At 59.2% G+C, this 16056-nt stretch carries 19 protein-coding genes and 1 pseudogene; 10 read left to right on the top strand and 10 right to left on the bottom strand.

Translation table 11 applies throughout. The annotated features are described in order from the left end of the window. The first annotated feature begins 20 nt into the window (after positions 1 to 20). A pseudogene (locus tag QSV77_RS08620) lies at positions 21 to 916 on the top strand (aminoglycoside phosphotransferase family protein). Between the two features lie 4 nt (positions 917 to 920). Here the strand turns inward: QSV77_RS08620 and QSV77_RS08615 are convergent. Further along, positions 921 to 1457 carry a GNAT family N-acetyltransferase gene (locus tag QSV77_RS08615; protein ID WP_302733150.1) on the bottom strand — a complete coding sequence of 179 codons (537 nt, stop codon included), beginning with the start codon at positions 1455 to 1457 and terminating at the stop codon, positions 921 to 923. Between the two features lie 293 nt (positions 1458 to 1750). Continuing rightward, complete coding sequence (locus tag QSV77_RS08610) at positions 1751 to 2677, bottom strand: DMT family transporter (protein ID WP_065113750.1); 927 nt, start codon at positions 2675 to 2677, stop codon at positions 1751 to 1753. Positions 2678 to 2875: 198 nt separating this feature from the next. Here QSV77_RS08610 and gcvA point away from each other — a divergent pair, with 198 nt between their 5' ends. The 3 genes from gcvA to QSV77_RS08595 are packed head-to-tail and all read left to right on the top strand — an operon-like array spanning position 2876 to position 4968. Beyond that, positions 2876 to 3778, top strand: coding sequence for a transcriptional regulator GcvA (gcvA, locus tag QSV77_RS08605; protein WP_302733149.1), 903 nt, complete (start codon positions 2876 to 2878; stop codon positions 3776 to 3778). Between the two features lie 43 nt (positions 3779 to 3821). Then, positions 3822 to 4430, top strand: coding sequence for a 3'-5' exonuclease (locus QSV77_RS08600; RefSeq protein WP_174029814.1), 609 nt, complete (start codon positions 3822 to 3824; stop codon positions 4428 to 4430). A gap of 46 nt (positions 4431 to 4476) precedes the next feature. Further along, positions 4477 to 4968: a CreA family protein gene (locus tag QSV77_RS08595; protein ID WP_302733148.1), complete on the top strand. Its 492-nt coding sequence runs from the start codon at positions 4477 to 4479 to the stop codon at positions 4966 to 4968. A gap of 212 nt (positions 4969 to 5180) precedes the next feature. On the opposite strand, the gene QSV77_RS08590 is transcribed toward QSV77_RS08595, so the two are convergent. Continuing rightward, positions 5181 to 5648 (bottom strand): chemotaxis protein CheW, encoded by a 468-nt coding sequence (locus tag QSV77_RS08590; RefSeq protein WP_003522339.1) that lies wholly within the window; start codon positions 5646 to 5648, stop codon positions 5181 to 5183. Between the two features lie 224 nt (positions 5649 to 5872). Between QSV77_RS08590 and QSV77_RS08585 the strand changes: the two genes are divergently transcribed. The 3 genes from QSV77_RS08585 (at position 5873) to QSV77_RS08575 (ending at position 7745) form a co-directional block, all read left to right on the top strand. Further along, positions 5873 to 6031 (top strand): hypothetical protein, encoded by a 159-nt coding sequence (locus QSV77_RS08585; RefSeq protein ID WP_302733147.1) that lies wholly within the window; start codon positions 5873 to 5875, stop codon positions 6029 to 6031. Positions 6032 to 6173: 142 nt separating this feature from the next. Further along, complete coding sequence (gene sco / locus QSV77_RS08580) at positions 6174 to 6773, top strand: cytochrome oxidase assembly protein Sco (protein WP_046798081.1); 600 nt, start codon at positions 6174 to 6176, stop codon at positions 6771 to 6773. A gap of 93 nt (positions 6774 to 6866) precedes the next feature. Next, positions 6867 to 7745, top strand: a complete 879-nt coding sequence (locus tag QSV77_RS08575) for a 50S ribosomal protein L11 methyltransferase (RefSeq protein WP_271362154.1) — start codon at positions 6867 to 6869, stop codon at positions 7743 to 7745. A gap of 148 nt (positions 7746 to 7893) precedes the next feature. Here QSV77_RS08575 and QSV77_RS08570 read toward each other — a convergent pair whose 3' ends face one another. Further along, entirely contained in the window at positions 7894 to 8067 is a 174-nt protein-coding gene (locus QSV77_RS08570; protein WP_193559508.1) for a hypothetical protein, read from the bottom strand. Positions 8068 to 8360: 293 nt separating this feature from the next. Between QSV77_RS08570 and QSV77_RS08565 the strand changes: the two genes are divergently transcribed. After that, complete coding sequence (locus QSV77_RS08565) at positions 8361 to 10202, top strand: aminopeptidase P family protein (RefSeq protein WP_302733146.1); 1842 nt, start codon at positions 8361 to 8363, stop codon at positions 10200 to 10202. Here the strand turns inward: QSV77_RS08565 and QSV77_RS08560 are convergent. Together QSV77_RS08560 and QSV77_RS08555 are read right to left on the bottom strand one after the other, a co-directional pair. Beyond that, positions 10199 to 10513, bottom strand: coding sequence for an AzlD family protein (locus tag QSV77_RS08560; RefSeq protein WP_302733145.1), 315 nt, complete (start codon positions 10511 to 10513; stop codon positions 10199 to 10201). The genes QSV77_RS08565 and QSV77_RS08560 overlap by 4 nt on opposite strands. Beyond that, entirely contained in the window at positions 10510 to 11229 is a 720-nt protein-coding gene (locus QSV77_RS08555; protein WP_302733144.1) for an AzlC family ABC transporter permease, read from the bottom strand. Before QSV77_RS08555 ends, QSV77_RS08560 begins: the two co-directional genes overlap by 4 nt. A gap of 179 nt (positions 11230 to 11408) precedes the next feature. On the opposite strand from QSV77_RS08555, the gene QSV77_RS08550 reads away from it, so the two are divergent. Next, the gene (locus QSV77_RS08550; protein WP_046798086.1) at positions 11409 to 11645 is read left to right on the top strand and encodes a DUF2164 domain-containing protein; all 237 of its coding nucleotides are present in this window, start codon (positions 11409 to 11411) and stop codon (positions 11643 to 11645) included. Positions 11646 to 11653: 8 nt separating this feature from the next. Here QSV77_RS08550 and pncA read toward each other — a convergent pair whose 3' ends face one another. Then, positions 11654 to 12280, bottom strand: a complete 627-nt coding sequence (pncA, locus tag QSV77_RS08545; protein ID WP_302733143.1) for a bifunctional nicotinamidase/pyrazinamidase — start codon at positions 12278 to 12280, stop codon at positions 11654 to 11656. 451 nt (positions 12281 to 12731) lie between these two features. On the opposite strand from pncA, the gene QSV77_RS08540 reads away from it, so the two are divergent. Beyond that, the gene (locus tag QSV77_RS08540; RefSeq protein WP_302733142.1) at positions 12732 to 14000 is read left to right on the top strand and encodes a DUF2778 domain-containing protein; all 1269 of its coding nucleotides are present in this window, start codon (positions 12732 to 12734) and stop codon (positions 13998 to 14000) included. Positions 14001 to 14016: 16 nt separating this feature from the next. Here the strand turns inward: QSV77_RS08540 and QSV77_RS08535 are convergent, their stop codons facing one another. From QSV77_RS08535 to QSV77_RS08525, 3 genes are all read right to left on the bottom strand, one after another. Continuing rightward, entirely contained in the window at positions 14017 to 14442 is a 426-nt protein-coding gene (locus tag QSV77_RS08535; RefSeq protein WP_302733141.1) for a DMT family transporter, read from the bottom strand. Continuing rightward, positions 14439 to 14921, bottom strand: coding sequence for a DMT family transporter (locus QSV77_RS08530; protein WP_302733140.1), 483 nt, complete (start codon positions 14919 to 14921; stop codon positions 14439 to 14441). Before QSV77_RS08530 ends, QSV77_RS08535 begins: the two co-directional genes overlap by 4 nt. 285 nt (positions 14922 to 15206) lie before the next feature. Continuing rightward, on the bottom strand, positions 15207 to 16019 hold the full coding sequence (locus QSV77_RS08525; protein ID WP_302733139.1) for a glycosyltransferase family 25 protein: 813 nt from the start codon (positions 16017 to 16019) through the stop codon (positions 15207 to 15209). Positions 16020 to 16056 lie beyond the last annotated feature (37 nt).

Below are 16056 nucleotides of genomic sequence, written 5' to 3'. Positions count from 1 at the left end.
CCTGAAACGGGGAACGCATCATGGATGACCGCATTGTCGTCACCACGCAGCAGGCCCGCAGGCTTATTGCCAGCCAGTTTCCGCAATGGGCGGCGCTTGATGTTCAGCCGGTGGAATTGAGCGGCTGGGACAATCGCAGCTTCCGCCTTGGCGACGACATGCTGATCCGCATGCCAAGTGCTGAGCGTTATGTGGCGCAGGTGGAAAAGGAACATCGGTGGCTGCCTGCCCTTGCGCCGTTCCTGCCGGTTCCAATTCCCGCACCCTTGGCGCTTGGACAGCCGGGTGAGGATTATCCGTTCTGCTGGTCCGTCTATCGCTGGCTGAAGGGTGAACCTCTCGCCCGGCAGCTGGACGGCATAAATCTTTCGGCCATCGCCAGCGATGTTGCGGGGTTTTTGAAAGCCCTGCATAACATCGATGCTTCGGGTGGGCCGCATGCGGGCGCGCATAATTTCCATCGCGGCGGATCGCTGGCGGTCTATGATGGCGAGGCGAGAGCCTCGGCGGCGCGCCTTTGCGATGAGGTGGATCAGGGGCTGGCCATGGAGATATGGCAGCTTGCGCTTTCGAGCGTTGGCAGGGGCAGGGCGTGTGGGTGCATGGCGATATCGCCGAGGGCAATCTGTTGGTGCTGGACGGGCGCCTGTCGGCCGTCATCGATTTCGGCAGTTCCGGCGTGGGCGATCCGTCGTCCGATCTCATTCTCGCGTGGAATGTGCTTGATGCGGAAAGCCGGGCTGTTTTTCGCCAGGCGCTGGATCTGGATGAGGCCACATGGCAGCGCGGGCGCGGCTGGGCACTGTGGAAGGCGTTGATCGTGCTGGATGCCGAGCGCGGGCGAAACGAAGAAATGACCGAATGGTCGCGGCGGACCATTCGGCGCGTGTTTGAGGATCATTGCTTGGCCGTCTGAACCATTACCGCAGACGCGCCATGCAATAGGCATCGATATATTCGCCATCGCGGAAGGCGAAGGATTTCAGATGGCCCTCGACCTCGAAGCCGAATTTACGATAAAGCGCCAGCGCCGGCTCATTGTCGGTGAAAACGGTCAGTTCGATCCTTTTCAGGTCCAGCCAGCGATCCGCAATGGCGAGGATTTCGCCGATCATGGCGCTGCCGATTCCCCGTCCCGTATAGGCATCATGAACACCCATACCGATGCTGCCCGCATGGGCCCGGCGGTTGGTGTGGCGCGTCAAGCCGATATCGCCGACGATCTTGTCGTTGAGAATGGCGACCAGCGCAAAGCTGTTGGCCGACTGGGTTTCGATCCCTTTGCGAACATCTTCCGGATTCTGATGTGGCCAGCGCAGCGTCCCGTTGCGAAATCCGGCCATGTTGTGCAGTGCCGTTATCCCCGGAGCATCTGCCGGGGTGCGGGCGCGGATGCACAGGCCTTCGGGCCAGCGCGCATCGGGATCCAGGGGTGAGGGTATATCGCATTCCGGCATGTCTGCTCTCCTTGGATATTTCAGCCGAGGCAGAGCGGGAACACCAGACCCTGCCAATATGCGGCAGGGTGGTGGACGGATGACCAGTTGACTAACGCACTGACACCGCCACGCGCCCTGCGGGGCGAATGGTCACGGTGAGATGCATGTGGGTCGCAAAGCTGGTCATGGCGGCATAAGGCCAGAGGAGCCGCCGGGCGTCAAGACGGCACCGCAGGGCTCATTGCCGGAAAACACCGGGCTGAGAGGAAAAGAACGAGGCCGTCTCGCAAGTTGGCCTCGATCTTCCGGCCTCATTGCAGCCGCTGGCGCGGCTGGCGCAATCTGGAAAGCAATCTGCCATCGATTGCGGCAAGACCGGCAGCGATCATCGCCATGCCGGCGAAATGCTTCATTTCCAGTTGCTCGCCGAGAAGCAGCGAACCGAGCAGGATGGCGCTGACGGGAATGAGGAAGGTGACGAGGGCGAGATTGGTGGCGCCGGCGCTGGCAAGGATGCGGAAGAAGATGAGGTAGGCGAGGGCCGTCGACAACAGGGCGATGCCGATCAGCGCGCCCCAGGTGCCGAGGCTTGGCATGGTGAGTGTCCATGGTCTGTCGACGAGAAGGGCGACCGGGATAAGCATCAGCGTCGAAGAGGATATCTGGCCGGTGGCGGTCATCAGCGGCGGCACGCCCATGGCCTTGAAGCGGCGGCCGAATATGCCCGCGAAGGAATAGGAGATGGCTGCACCGAGAATGGCGATCTGGCCCCAGAGGCCGGATGATCCGCCAAAGGCTGCAGGGCCGATCATCGTCGCCACGCCGGCAAAACCGATCAGCACGCCGACGAGCTTGTTACCGGTCATCTTTTCGTCAGCGGTCAGGAAATGCGCGACGATGACGGTGAAAAGGGGCGTGGTGGCATTAAGGATTGAGGCAAGCCCGCTGGCAATATGGGTCTGGCCCCAGACGATCAGGCAGAAGGGAATGATGTTGTTAAGCAGCCCCATGCCGAAAAAGGCGCGCCACACCGCCCATTGGCGCGGCAGGTGAAGGCCCATGATACGGCAGACGATGAGAAGCGCCGCAGCGGCAAGCGTGACCCGCAACGTGACGATGGTGACGGGTGGCAGTTCCTTGACCGCGACGCCAACGAAAAAGAACGATCCGCCCCAGAGTAGTGAGAGCGCTATAAGCATTGCCCATTCTCGGGCATCCATCTGTTTTTGTATCGCCATCATCGTCTCCCACGCTATATGAATATCGACATGATTGCAGGAAGGCACGCTGCCATCCACCCGATATCGGTTGAGTTTACCTCAAGCCGATATTACGGCCTTTTCTCCGCCCCCATATCCTGTTGCGTCTATTTACTCCCTGTTTTATTGTGTTTTCAAACGATAGTTTCTCTCGCGATAATTGAGCCCAGCTAAATCATGGCAACGGAACTTCCATCGCTTAAAGGGTTGCAGGCCTTTGAAGCCGCGGCGCGGTATCGCAGCGTCACGCTTGCTTCCAACGAGCTGAATGTCACCCCTGGCGCGGTCAGCCTGCAAATCCGGGAGCTGGAGACGCGACTTGGCGTGCAGCTGTTTTTCCGCAAGCCGCGCAGTATCCAGCTGACGCGGGAGGGGGAGCGTTATTACGGCGCGCTCCGCACCGCCTTCCGGATGATGCGCGAGGCGACGGCGGAACTGACGGCACGCTCCGAAATCACGGTTCTGACCCTCAGCTGCACGCCGACTTTCGCCATACAATGGCTGATGCCGAGATTGCCGGCCTTTCAGCAGCAACACCCCTATGTGGACGTCCGCATCAGCGTGACCAACCGGCTCGTGGATTTTTCGCGGGACGATGTCGATCTGGCGGTGCGGCACGGTTTTGGCCGTTATGAAGGGCTGGAGAGCATCCGTTTCATCGATGACAGCACTTTGCCGGTCTGTTCGCCGCAGCTTCTTGAGAAATACGGACCGCTTCAGGAGGCGGGGGACCTGAAAGCCGTGCCGCTTCTGCATGATGAAAACCGCAATGAATGGCGGCGCTGGCTGGAGGCTGCGGGAGCATCCGATGTCGACGCCTCCGGCGGCACGGTGTTCATCGACAGCAATGGCGCGCTGGATGCGGCGAAAGCCGGGCATGGCATTGCGCTGACGCGACGCTCGCTCGTTTCCCGCGAGCTTGCGGAAGGTGCGTTGATCGCGCCCTTCGGGAAAGACATGGCCAGCACGCTTGCCTATTTTCTGGTTTATCCGCGACACATGCTTGATAATCCCGATCTGGTGACGCTCATCGAATGGATGCTTTCGCAAGCGCGTTCAGCCGAGGCCGGTTCTCTTTGATGACAATCCGGTCTATGCCGGAATGAAACAACGGGAATCACTCTTGAAAACCATCGCCATCGATTTCGAGACCGCCAATGAGGAACGGGGCAGCGCCTGCTCCGTCGGGCTTGCGTGGATAGAAGACGGTAATATCGTTCGTGTCGAGGAACGTCTTATCCGGCCGAAGGACATGCGGTTCTCGCCCTTCAACATTGCGGTGCACGGAATTCGGCCTGCTGATGTCGAGGATGCGCCGGAATTTCCTGAGGTGATGGAAGAGTTCATTGATGACTTCCATGGCGCCACCATGATCGCCCATAATGCCGCTTTCGATTTCAGCGTCATGCGGGCGTCCTTCGACAAATACCGGCAATCCTATCCTGATCTTTCCTATCTGTGCAGCGTCAAGATTGCCCGGCATGTCTGGCCACATCTGGAATCACACAAGCTGAATGTGATTGCCCACCATCTGCAACTGCGCTTCGTGCACCATAATGCTGCCGAAGACGCGGTTGTCTGCGCTGCTGCATCGATTGCGGCGGCGAAGGCCTTGCGTGTCGCCCATATCCGCGATCTGCCGGAAAAGATCGGCATGGTCGCCGGCCGTCTCACCTCCACCGGCTACCAGCCCTGCAGCATGAAAAAACGCGCCGTCGCCCGGGTTGCTTAATGGTGTCGCCCACCTATGTTTGAAGCAGCGTAACGGAGAAGATGCGATGACGATGAAAACTCTGTCGGGTTTGTTTGCGGGCTTTCTGGCATTGCTTCCGGTGACAGCGGCGCATTCGCAGGTCGTGGGTGAAGTCGGGGTCGACTGGATCGGCAATGATATCGTCATCGAGGCGATCGCCGATCCCAAGATCAAGGGTGTCACCTGCCACGTTACCTATTTCGAGCGTGGCGTTATCGACCGGCTGAAGAACGGTAACTGGTTCGAAGACCCTTCCAACAACGCCATTTCCTGCAGCCAGACGGGGCCGGTCGAGATCGGCGACATCGATCTGTCGAAGAGCGGGGAAGAGGTGTTCCGGCAGGGCATGTCGCTGGTCTGGAAGAAGCTCGTCGTCAGCCGCGTCTATGACAAGGCCAATGACACGCTGATCTATCTGGTGCATGCGCGGGAACTGACCGACGGTTCGGCCAAGATGGCGATTTCCACGGTGCCGCTCTATAATCAGCAGGTGACGTGGCAGAAGGGCAAGCCGTAAGCTTTTCCGGTATTTTGATAAGGAATTCCAAAGTACTATCCGTCATGCCGGACTTGATCCGGCATCCAGCCACGACGCGTCCGCGTCGTGAAGAGGTTCTTTCGCGATCAAAGACTTGATCGCGCTGGACCCCGGATCAAGTCCGGGGTGACGGGCGCTCAGGTGGTGCCAAACCCTACGGTTCTGCATGCAGCCCGCATGGCTTCAGCTGATCAAGCCGCTTCGCGCGCCAGTTCGTCCGCAATGACGGTATCGAGGTTGAGGAAGCAGACCATGCTCTTTTCCAGCGCCACGATGCCGCGGCAGAAGCTGCGCTGTTCTTCCGGAATGATATCCGGCGCGGGCTGCAGGTCTTCGGAGCGGATGGTCATCATGTCGGAGACCTGTTCTACCAGCAGGCCGACCAGCTTGCCGCCGATATCGGTGACGATGATGGCGGAGCGTTCGGACGGCTCGGTCATCTTCATGCCGAGGCGGCCGGCCATGTCGATGACGGGAATGACGGCGCCGCGCAGGTTGATGAGGCCGAGAACATAAGGCGGCGTGTGCGGCATCGGGGTAACCGGCGCCCAGCCGCGGATTTCGCGGATCGCCATGATGTCGATGCAGAATTCCTGATCGCCCAGATGGAAGGAAACGATTTCGAGATATGCGCCGGATTGCTTGATGGCGTTGGACATGACGGCAGGTTTCCTCTGATGGCTCTCTAACAGGCCCACGCAGGATTGAGCTTTATGCGGTGGCCGGCATGGACCGGGAGACATCATGTCGAGGCTTTAAAAACCGCTATGGTCATAATGCACAGCAAGATTTTAAACTTTCCCTAACAATTGCCGCGCTCTCCCACGCAAAACCCGGTATTTTGGCGGTTTTCGCGTCGGTGCAAAAAGGTTATGATGGCGGCATGAACACACTCGTTTCCAACCCGCTGAAGTTTGTTCTGGCAAGTCTTGCGGTCGTCGCTTCGCTTGCCATCGTGCTTCTTGCCTTCGACGGCTGGGTGCGGCACAGCACGGATATTTTCCTCTCCACCGTGCAGAGCGGTATCGCCTGGTGTCTGTGATCGTTTGGGCCGTCTGCGCTTTGTGACAAATCAGCGCGGCTCCCTGTAAATACGTCCAGTTGATTTGCCGTCGCCGTCGTCGTTCGTTATCAGTCTGCCAAGGCCTGCGATATGCTGCGGGCTTTCGGGGTAGGATTGGACAATGAGAAATATTCGCATCGTATTGTGGGCCGTGGTGGTCGTTCTCGCCGGTGTCGTCAGCTGGCTGACGATCGAAATGACGAAGACCCGTGAGGAGATGGTGGAAACGGCTTATGGCGTGCCTTTCGCGCTTACCGCGCAGGACGGCCAGCCGATCACCGAAAAGGCGTTTCAGGGCAAACCGACGGCCTTGTTCTTCGGTTTCACCCATTGCCCGGAAGTCTGCCCGACGACATTGTTCGAGCTGAACGGCTGGATGGAAAAGGTGGATCCGGCCGGCGACAAGATGCAGGCTTATTTCGTGTCCGTCGATCCAGAGCGTGATACGCCCGAGATCATGCAGCAATATGTTTCCAATGTTTCAAAGCGGATTACCGGCATTACCGGTCCGGCCGACAAGATTGCCGAGACGCTGAAAGGCTATCGCATCTATGCCAAGAAGGTGCCGGTGGATGAGAAGGATCCGAATGGCGATTACACCATGGATCATACCGCGTCCGTCATCCTGCTTGATGCCAAGGGCCGTTTTTCAGGCACCATCGCTTATGGCGAAAACCCTGAAGTTGCCGAGCAGAAGCTCCAGAATCTTCTGAAGGGCTGATAGAGCCGGCATAATTGCGCCAGGCTTATTGGACTGGCGCAGCTTTTGTGGCAAAGGCAAGACAACAACCTCAGCCAGAGAAAGCAGCCCGCCGTGAGCGAAATCCGACTTTACGTCACCACGACCGAAATCAAGGCCGGCGAAATCCTCGATCTCATGTCGGATTATTTCGGCGAGGAGGATGTTGCGATCGCCACGACCGAGGTGGATGAGAAGCGCGACATCTGGGAAGCCTCCGTCTATTTGATGGCCGAGCAGGAGGATGAGTTCCGCGAGCGTGTCAGCGCTTTGCTTGCGCCTGCGTTTCCCGGTCTCGTCATCGAAAAAGAGATCGTTCCTGATGTCGACTGGATCGCCAAGTCGCTCGAGGGGCTGAAGCCGGTCAGGGCAGGGCGGTTCATCGTGCATGGCGCGCATGATCGCGACAAGGTGCAGCCGCATGATCTGGCTATCGAGATCGAGGCGGGGCAGGCTTTCGGCACCGGCCATCATGGCACGACGGCGGGTTGCCTTGAAATGATCGAGGATGTTCTGCGGGCACGGACGGTCCGCAACGCGCTCGATCTCGGCACCGGCAGCGGCGTTCTGGCGATTGCCGTGCGCAAGATGCGCCCCATTCCGGTGCTGGCGACGGATATCGACCCCATTGCCGTCAAGGTGGCCAAGGAAAATGTACGGCTGAACGGCATCGTGTCTGGAATGGCGCTGGAAACCGCACCCGGTTTTCACTCCGATGCTTTCCGCAAGCATGGACCATTTGATCTCATCATCGCCAATATTCTGGCGCGGCCGCTGATCAAGATGGCACCGCAGCTTGTCACGCATCTGGCGCCCGGCGGCACTGTCATCCTGTCGGGTATTCTTGCGTCACAGCGCTGGAAGGTTCTCGCCGCTTATAATGGCGCGCGGCTTTCTCACATCCGCACCATCTGGCGCAACGGCTGGGTGACGCTGCATCTGCGCAAAGACTGACGCTTTTTCGACCTTGCTTTCGGGCAAAAGAAAAGGCGGCGCTTTCGCGCCGCCTGGAACCCGCGAGCATATGGGAGGAGCTTGCTCAAGCGGGTCGACGTATTCCTGTTCAGACGCGGTGGAGGGAGGATCGCCGCGCCTGACTTGATCAGAATACGTAGCTGGACTTTGCCTTGCGACGCAGATCGGCGCGGTTCATGCCCAGCGCTTCGAGCGACTTGTCGTCAAGGTTCAAAAGTGCTGCGTTGACGTGGCGGCTGACCTGACGCTCGCGTGCTTCAACAACACGATCGAAGGCGGCGCGGAGGAAAGATTTTGCCATTGCTTCAAATCCCTTTTTGCCAGGAGAGTGTTTCTCTCGCTGTGTTGATCTTGATATAAGCGATGTGATTTTGTTTGGTTAGATGGGATATTTCACGGTTGATATGCGTAAAATGCATGTCACTTGTTTTCTAGTATTACTTATTTCGCAAAATATGCACAATTTATCGCCGTAATCGGTTCTGTCATATATGGCTTGAAACCGGGTTTGCCCACGTGGCATTGTCGTTGTGCGCCAATGATTTGACGGCGTGAATGAACCGCTTTCCTCATGACAGTTCCCGAAAGACACCCATGTTCCAGACCTTCGAAAACAAATCCGCGCCGCAATTTGGCAAGGCCCGTGTCGAGGCGCTGCGCGCCGGTTTCGACGCGCTGGCTATCGACGGTTTTCTGGTGCCGCGCGCCGATGAATATCAGGGGGAATATGTGCCGGAATGCGCCGAGCGCCTGTCCTGGCTGACGGGCTTCACCGGTTCGGCCGGCATCGCGCTGGTGACACGCAGCGAGGCCGTGGTTTTTGTCGATGGCCGGTATACGACACAGCTCAAATCGCAGGTCGACCAATCCGTATTCACGGGCGGTGATCTGGTCGGGGCGCCGCCCTCTGTCTGGTTATCCGAACATGCAGCGCAGGGCTTCCGGCTGGGGATCGATCCGTGGCTGCATACCGGCGCTGAATTGAAGCGGCTGGAAAAGGCGCTTGCGGCCAAAGGCGGCTCCGTCGTGCTGCTGGAGCGCAATCCGCTTGATGCCCTGTGGCAGGACCGTCCGTCCGAGCCGCTGGAGCCCGTTATTATCCAGCCGGAAGCCTTTACCGGCAAGCTGGCGAAGGAAAAGATCGCGCTGCTGGCGGAGACGGTTTCGGCCAAGCAGGCAGATGCCCTGCTGGTTACCGATCCGTCTTCCATTGCCTGGATTTTCAATATTCGCGGCAATGACGTGCCGCATACACCACATCCGCTTGCCCGTGCCATCATCTATGCCGATGGCAGGACGGATATTTTTCTCGACAAGCGCAAGACCGGCATCGAGGTCGAGGCCTATCTGGCGCAACTGGCGACGCAACTGCCGCCATCGAAAATTGCCGACCGCCTGCATGCGATTGCCAGCGCCAAGGGCCGGGTCATGGTCGATGCCGATCTGACGCCGGTGGCGCTGACGGGCGCAATCACGGCAGCGGGCGGTATATTGGTGGAGACGTCCGATCCGGTCCGCCTGCCGCGCGCCTGCAAGAACAAGGCGGAGCTTGCCGGTTCGGCCGCAGCACACGTGCAGGATGGCGCGGCCATGGTCGAATATCTGAGCTGGCTGGATCGCCAGCAGCCGGGCAGCGTCACCGAAATCGCTGCGGTCAAGGCGCTGGAGGCGGCGCGGGCCAAAGTGGGGCAGACGATGCAGAACCCGTTGAAGGATGTGTCTTTCGACACGATTTCCGGCGCTGGCGAACATGCCGCCATCATCCATTACCGTGTCACCACCGACACGGATCGCACACTTGCCGATGGCGAAATGTTCCTCGTCGATTCCGGCGCGCAATATGTCAACGGTACTACTGATATCACCCGTACCGTCGCAATCGGCACGGTGCCGGAAGAGCAGAAGCGTTTCTTCACGCTGGTGCTGAAGGGAGTGATCGGCATCAGCACCGCACGGTTTCCGAAGGGAACGCGCGGTTGCGACCTCGATCCCTTGGCGCGCATCGCGCTGTGGAAGGCAGGCGCCGACTATGCCCATGGCACCGGCCACGGTGTCGGTTCCTATCTTTCGGTGCATGAGGGACCGCAGCGTATTGCAAGGCTTTCGACGCAGGAGTTGCTGCCGGGCATGATCCTGTCGAACGAGCCGGGTTATTACCGCCCCGGTGCTTTCGGCATCCGCATCGAGAACCTGATCTATGTGCGTGATGCGCAGGAGGTGGCCGGCGGCGACCAGCCAATGTTCTCCTTCGAGACGCTGACCTGGTGCCCCATCGACAACAGGCTTGTCGTCGTGTCACTCCTGACCGACGAGGAACTCGACTGGCTGAACGCCTACCACGCCGGCGTTCTGGAGAAGCTCTCTCCGCTGATCACCGATGAAGAGGTGAAAGCCTGGCTCGTTGCCGCGACCAGGCCACTGGAGAGGGTCGCTTAAAGCAGCCCGAAATGCCTGATGGCGATGACGACGGCCCAGCCGATTGCCAGCATCGTCAGGCCGGGAAACCGCAGGCAGACCAGAAGGGCTGCCACCATGCCGATCTTCACCTCGTATCCGCCTTCGAAAAAGGCGGGTGCGACAAGCGTGGTCAAAACCGCAACCGGTACGGCGTTAAGTCCTGCTTCCATGCGCGGCGGGATGGATTTCATCCGCGTCATCAGCACATAACCGCCGATGCGGGTGAGATAGGTGGCGACGGCGGCGAGCGCGATCAGGATCATCGTGTCGATATGGAGCATGTCACTCATGGCGTTTCCACCCTGTTTTCAGGATTGGCCTCGCCGTTGGGTTTGGGCGGATAAAGGACGGCAACGAGAATGCCGGCAATCGCCCCGAGGCTGACATGCCACGGCGAGCCGACGAAGTGATAGGCGACCGTTGCGCCGGCTGCGCTTGCCAGCATCACCGGGTAGAAATTTTCCCGCTGGCGGAAGCTCAGGACCATGCCCATGAAATAGATCGGCAAAAGCACGTCGAGACCGATGGCCTTGGGATCGCCGACGAGATTGCCGAGCGAGGCGCCGAGAATGGTCATGGCCAGCCACAGCACATAGACCGGTGCGGCAAAGCCCATATACCAGGAAAAGCCGACCGTGCCGGTGTTCTCATATTTGCGGACCGATTCGGCGAATTGCGGGTCCACCAGCACAAAGAAGCCGGCAGCTCTCTGCATCAGCGACCAGCCGGAGATCATTCGGGCAATGGCTGCCGAATAAAGGATATGGCGGAAATTGACGGCGAAGACTGAAAGAACGATCAGCCATGGGGCGACCTTCTGGCCAAACAGTTCGATGCCGACAAGCTGGCTTGCGCCGGCATAGACGGTACCGCTCATGATCGTGGCTTCGGTGACGCTCAGGCCGTTATCGACTGCAACCGCGCCGAACAGCGCGCCAAAGGGGGCGGCGGAAAGGGCGATCGGAAAACCGGTCCTCAGTCCCTCGCGAAATTCTTTATTGAACATTCTCTGGAAACTCCTTGCCGCCGCTCTATCGCCGTCCCGGCCGGCTGGCAAACGAATTGCATGAATGGATCGATTGATTCCCTTGAAGCTTCCGTTACGGTAACGCCGACAGTCAGCGCCGCACGAAAGACCTCATCGGGTTTTGTCTGCGCACCCACACCGTGAATCATGGAAGATCAATGCTCGAAAAGCAGGAAAAGGCGGTCCTGGCCGCGCGTATCAAGGACTATCTTGCCCGGGAGACCGAAACCGAGATGGGGCTTCTTGAGGCGGAAATCTTCGTGGAGTTTCTGGCCGAAGAGGTCGGGTATGTTTTCTATAATCAGGGGCTGAAGGATGCACATGCAGCAATCCTGCGGCGTCTTGAGGACGCCGCCGGTGACATCGACGTGCTGGAAAAACCGCGGCTACGTTGAAATGGCGGTCAGTCGCGCAATATGTCGCGGCTGTTGACGATTGCTGCGCCCTTTTCCCGCATGGCCGCAATCGCGGCCTTTATGCCCTGTGGATCGATGCCGCGGCTTGCATCCTCGATGAAACGGACCTTGATACCGGGCAACATGTCGATGGCATCGAGCACCGAAAAACTGACGCAATAATCGGTGGCGAGGCCGCATATATCGAGCTGCGTCACGCCCTGGCGGGCCAGATAATCGGCAAGGCCTGTCGTCGCCGACTGGTCATTGTCGCGAAAGGCGGAATAGCTGTCGACGGCAGGGTTTTCACCCTTCTGCTGAATATAGTCGAATGCGTCCGTCTTCAGGTCGGGGTGGAATTCCGCATCCTGCGTGCCCTGCACGCAATGGTCCGGCCACATCATCTGTGGTTTGCCGGAAAGCTCGCCCATGTCGAACGGTTTCCTGCCGGGGTGCTGGGAGGCGAAGCTGCCGTGGTTTTCCGGGTGCCAGTCCTGCGATGCGACGATGAGGTCATAACCGCCATTGTCGATGAGGGCATTGGCGGCGGGCACGACCCTGTCCCCTTCGGCAACGGCCAGATTACCGCCGGGGCAAAAGCCGTTCTGGATGTCGATGAGCAGCAGCGCCTTCATGATGTGCCTCCCTTTTGCCAGCAGGATGCCAAGCCGGCTTTGGCGGATCAAGTACCCATTCAACCTTTGTGCCCACACGCCTGGTTGCTGATGACGGCTTGTCCCGTCGCAGTCCTGCCGCATTTACAGCAAATTTCCGGCCAAGTCGGAATTTACCTGACGATGCGGCGACGGAAATTTTAAAGGCCGATGACGCCCCCAGGGGCATTTTTCAGGACGAGCGATGCAGTGCACGCCGTTCCCGCACAGTCATCGTTTCGCCTTCGCCTGACATGCGCAGACCTTAACGAAGTATTTTTGCAGGGACTCGTAAACACTTTGGTTACCATAATTCGTCATGCTTCGAACCAGTCAGTTCCGAAAGCGGCGTGGTGTTCACCCGCTCTTTGGATGCCCCAAAATCCCACCGGCATTGGCCGGGTGTGCGTGAACGGTTCGAGTAACGAGTATCATGGCGTTTTCTGCTGCGGCCTATAATGGCGCCGGTGTTGCCGGGTCGTCCTGCCTCAAGAAAGGCAAATCCTTTTCGCTTGGCCGAATGTCCGCGCTGCTCGGTGGCGGTGCCTTTGCCGGTCTTTTTGCCTTTGCTGCCTTCGCATCGCTGCATAGCATGGCGGCCGCCTCGCATGGCGTCGGGCAATTTGAAAAGACGCTGGTGGCGAGGCTCGATTCCGCCGAGACGGCGATCAGCCATGCGACGGGGCGGGATATTCACGTCCGCAAGTTTTCCCGCCTGAGTGATCACAGCCATGGCCCGCAGAAGGCCGTTCGCCTTGCCGGCATCATGCCCGAAATCGGTGCGAAGGAATTTCGCGAGCGCTTTGGCGCGGCGGCAAATGCCAAAGGGCAGGCGTCGGTGAAGGAACTTGCCGCGCTCAGGCCTTCGGCAATCGTCGATTCGGCGCTTGGGCGCACCACCGAGGTCGCCTATCAAAGCGCTGCCTCGCAACATCCGGCATTCGAAGTCGCGCTGGCACGCCCGCAGATCGAGGAAGAGGCGAGCAGCCTGCTTCCCGATGATGTGCCGCTTCCGAGCTTCCGGCCCGAAGTGGCGGCGGCCGAGACGGTGGAGCCGTCGCCGCGTCCGGCCCTCTCCAAGGCTGCGGTTGCGTCAGCCCCCGATTTTGATGCGCCGGTTCCGCTGCGCGCGCCGCAGCAGCCGAAGCAGAGCACCGGCGCCATGCTTGCCTTTGCAAAGCCTGATAATCCGATGCGCGAGCCGAGCAAGATGGATGCGGTTCCGTGGCCGGATCGCGGCAATGGCACGGCGATTTACGATATTTCCTCCGGAACGGTTCACATGCCGAATGGCGAGAAGCTGGAAGCGCATTCCGGCATCGGCAAGATGCGCGACAATCCCGACTTTGTTCACGTCAGAATGCGCGGCTCTACGCCGCCCTCCAGCTATCGTCTGACGATGCGCGAAGCACGGTTTCATGGCGTCGAAGCCATTCGCCTGACACCGGAAAACGGCGTCAACCCGCATGGCCGCGATGGACTTCTTGCCCATACCTACATGCTGGCGAAACGCGGTGAATCGAATGGCTGTGTCGTGTTTCGGGATTATTCGCGCTTCCTGGCCGCCTTCAAGCGCGGCGAAGTCAAGCGCATGGTCGTGGTGCCGAAACTGAACGGCAACCGCCCGACGCTTGCCAGCAGCGGCGGGAAAAGCGGCGGCAAGACGCTGCTCAGCATGTTCTCGCGCGGCAACGATTCCTGAGTTTATTTGAATTTCATCAACGGCTGCGCCGTTGCGTCAGCACCATGCCGGCGATGATGAGAAGAATGCCAAGCGCGCTTGCCCAGATTTTCGGCGGATGATCGCCGAAGAGATCGAGTACGACGCCTGACACCATCTGGCCGCTGATGACCAGAAGGGCGGTATTGACCGCGCCGATGCGCGGGATGAGCCAGCTTCCCGAGGCGATGAAGACGACGCCGATCGGGCCGCCGATAAAGGCAAGCCAGGGCGCATCGGCCGCGCCGGGCGGAATGAGGCCGCCGACGATGAGGCCGATGACGGTCAGCACGGCAAAGCCAACAATATGGTTCCAGAAGGAAGCTATAAGCGGTGAGTTCGACAGGCTCAAGCGGCCGTTGATCTGACGGCTCAGCGCCACGAAGACCCCGCCGGTAAAGGCCATGGCGATCCAGACGATCATGCCGTTCTCCCAACCAGAATGATGAGCGCGCTGCCGCAGAGGATGAGCGCCACCGCTGCCATGTCCCGCATATCTGGCCGCCGTTTCGGCAAGCCGAAGAGGCCGAAAAGATCGGCCAGCAGGCTGAAGATCACCTGTCCGCCGAGGCCTAGCGCGATGGTGCCGGAAAGCGCCAGCGGTGAATTGACGGCGGTGGAGGTGAGGATGACGATGGCCGCACCCACGACCCCGCCGCAATAGGCCCAGAACGGTGCCTTCGGTTTTGCCGGTGCCGTGGGGTCGTTCTTCGGGCGCATGATGGCGAGATAGATCAGCGCCGCCACCGTACCTGTGCCATGCGCCGTCCACGAGGAAAACAGCGCGCTGCCGTAATGGGCAAGCTGGCCGTTGAAATGCACCATCAACGTCAAAAGACAACCACTCGCGAAGGCGGCGGCAAGATGCAGCGGATTGAGGCGGGGATGCGTCATATCTGTCATGGCGGTCTGTTGTGGCGGGCCGGGAAAGCTGAAGAAGTATCCGAGCTTTAGCCGATATGTGCCTGAAGCGGAATCGAATTGCGCCGTTTCGCGGCTTCAGGTGGCATTATCCTGTGCGCTACGGAACCAGTGACCCTGCCGCGCATTATTCCAGCATGAAGAAAACGACACGCAAGCCATTGAACCGGATGACGATTTTCGTCATTTCGATTTTCATTCTCGCAGCCGTGATCGCTGCGGTTTATCTCATCGGCTTTACGCCCGGCGAGGCATGATCCAGCTGGTTTAATTGCCGGCGGGAGCAGTCTTGCCCTTGCCGCCTTCGAGCGTAACGCTCAGCTTGGCGATGGCGAAGCGGAGGCCGCGCAGAAGAAAACGGCTGGTTTCCAGATAGGCGCGATAGGGCAGCACGGTAAAATAACGCCAGCGCGGCAGTCGATAAATGCGCAGATTGTTCTGAATCTGGCTTTCGCCATCCGCATCCTGCGTGGCGCAGAGGGGATAGATGAAAGCCCCCTTCAGGCCTGCCAGATATTCCAGATCGAATGCGATATCATAGGCCAACCGCATGGGGATCAGTTTCGATATCCATTTTCCGGCGCGACGATTGACGAGATAGGCGCCTGAGCCTTTTTCCCGCGTCAGGGCAATGGCCAGCGAACGGCCATTGGAAAGCGGCCGAAACGGGAATTTGCGGCCGTTGCTGACCGTCGTCAGCCGCAACAGATCCCAGTCGTCGCCGTTCAGTACCGCCTCATCGATTGCATTCAGAAAATCATTGTCGAAAACCACGTCGTCTTCAAGGATGAGCGCGATATCGGCGTCGCCATCCATGAATTTATTGGCGCAGGCGACATGGCTGAGATAACAGCCGATTTCCGGCGGCGAAGTGCGCCGGCCATGCATGAGCATGTAGGAAATCTCGCTGAATTCCGGGATCGGATAATTGAGTTCGCGGCCATTGACGCCGGCGATACGCTCCGCCTGCAGCCCGATGGCGTCGAGCCTGGCGGTCATATCCTCAAGGCGCTTCGTGGCGCTATCCATGTTGATCAGGAAAACGGCAAGCTTGCGCTGGCTTTTCGGTAAAATATGCAAAGCGGTCCTCGCCCGGTTTTCGCTCTCGTGTAGCAAT

The sequence above is a fragment of the Agrobacterium sp. V1 genome (assembly GCF_030518355.1).
Classification (GTDB): Bacteria; Pseudomonadota; Alphaproteobacteria; order Rhizobiales; family Rhizobiaceae; genus Agrobacterium; species Agrobacterium cucumeris.
The sequence above is the reverse complement of the archived record's forward strand: the minus strand, read 5'-3'. Positions and strand labels throughout refer to the sequence as shown.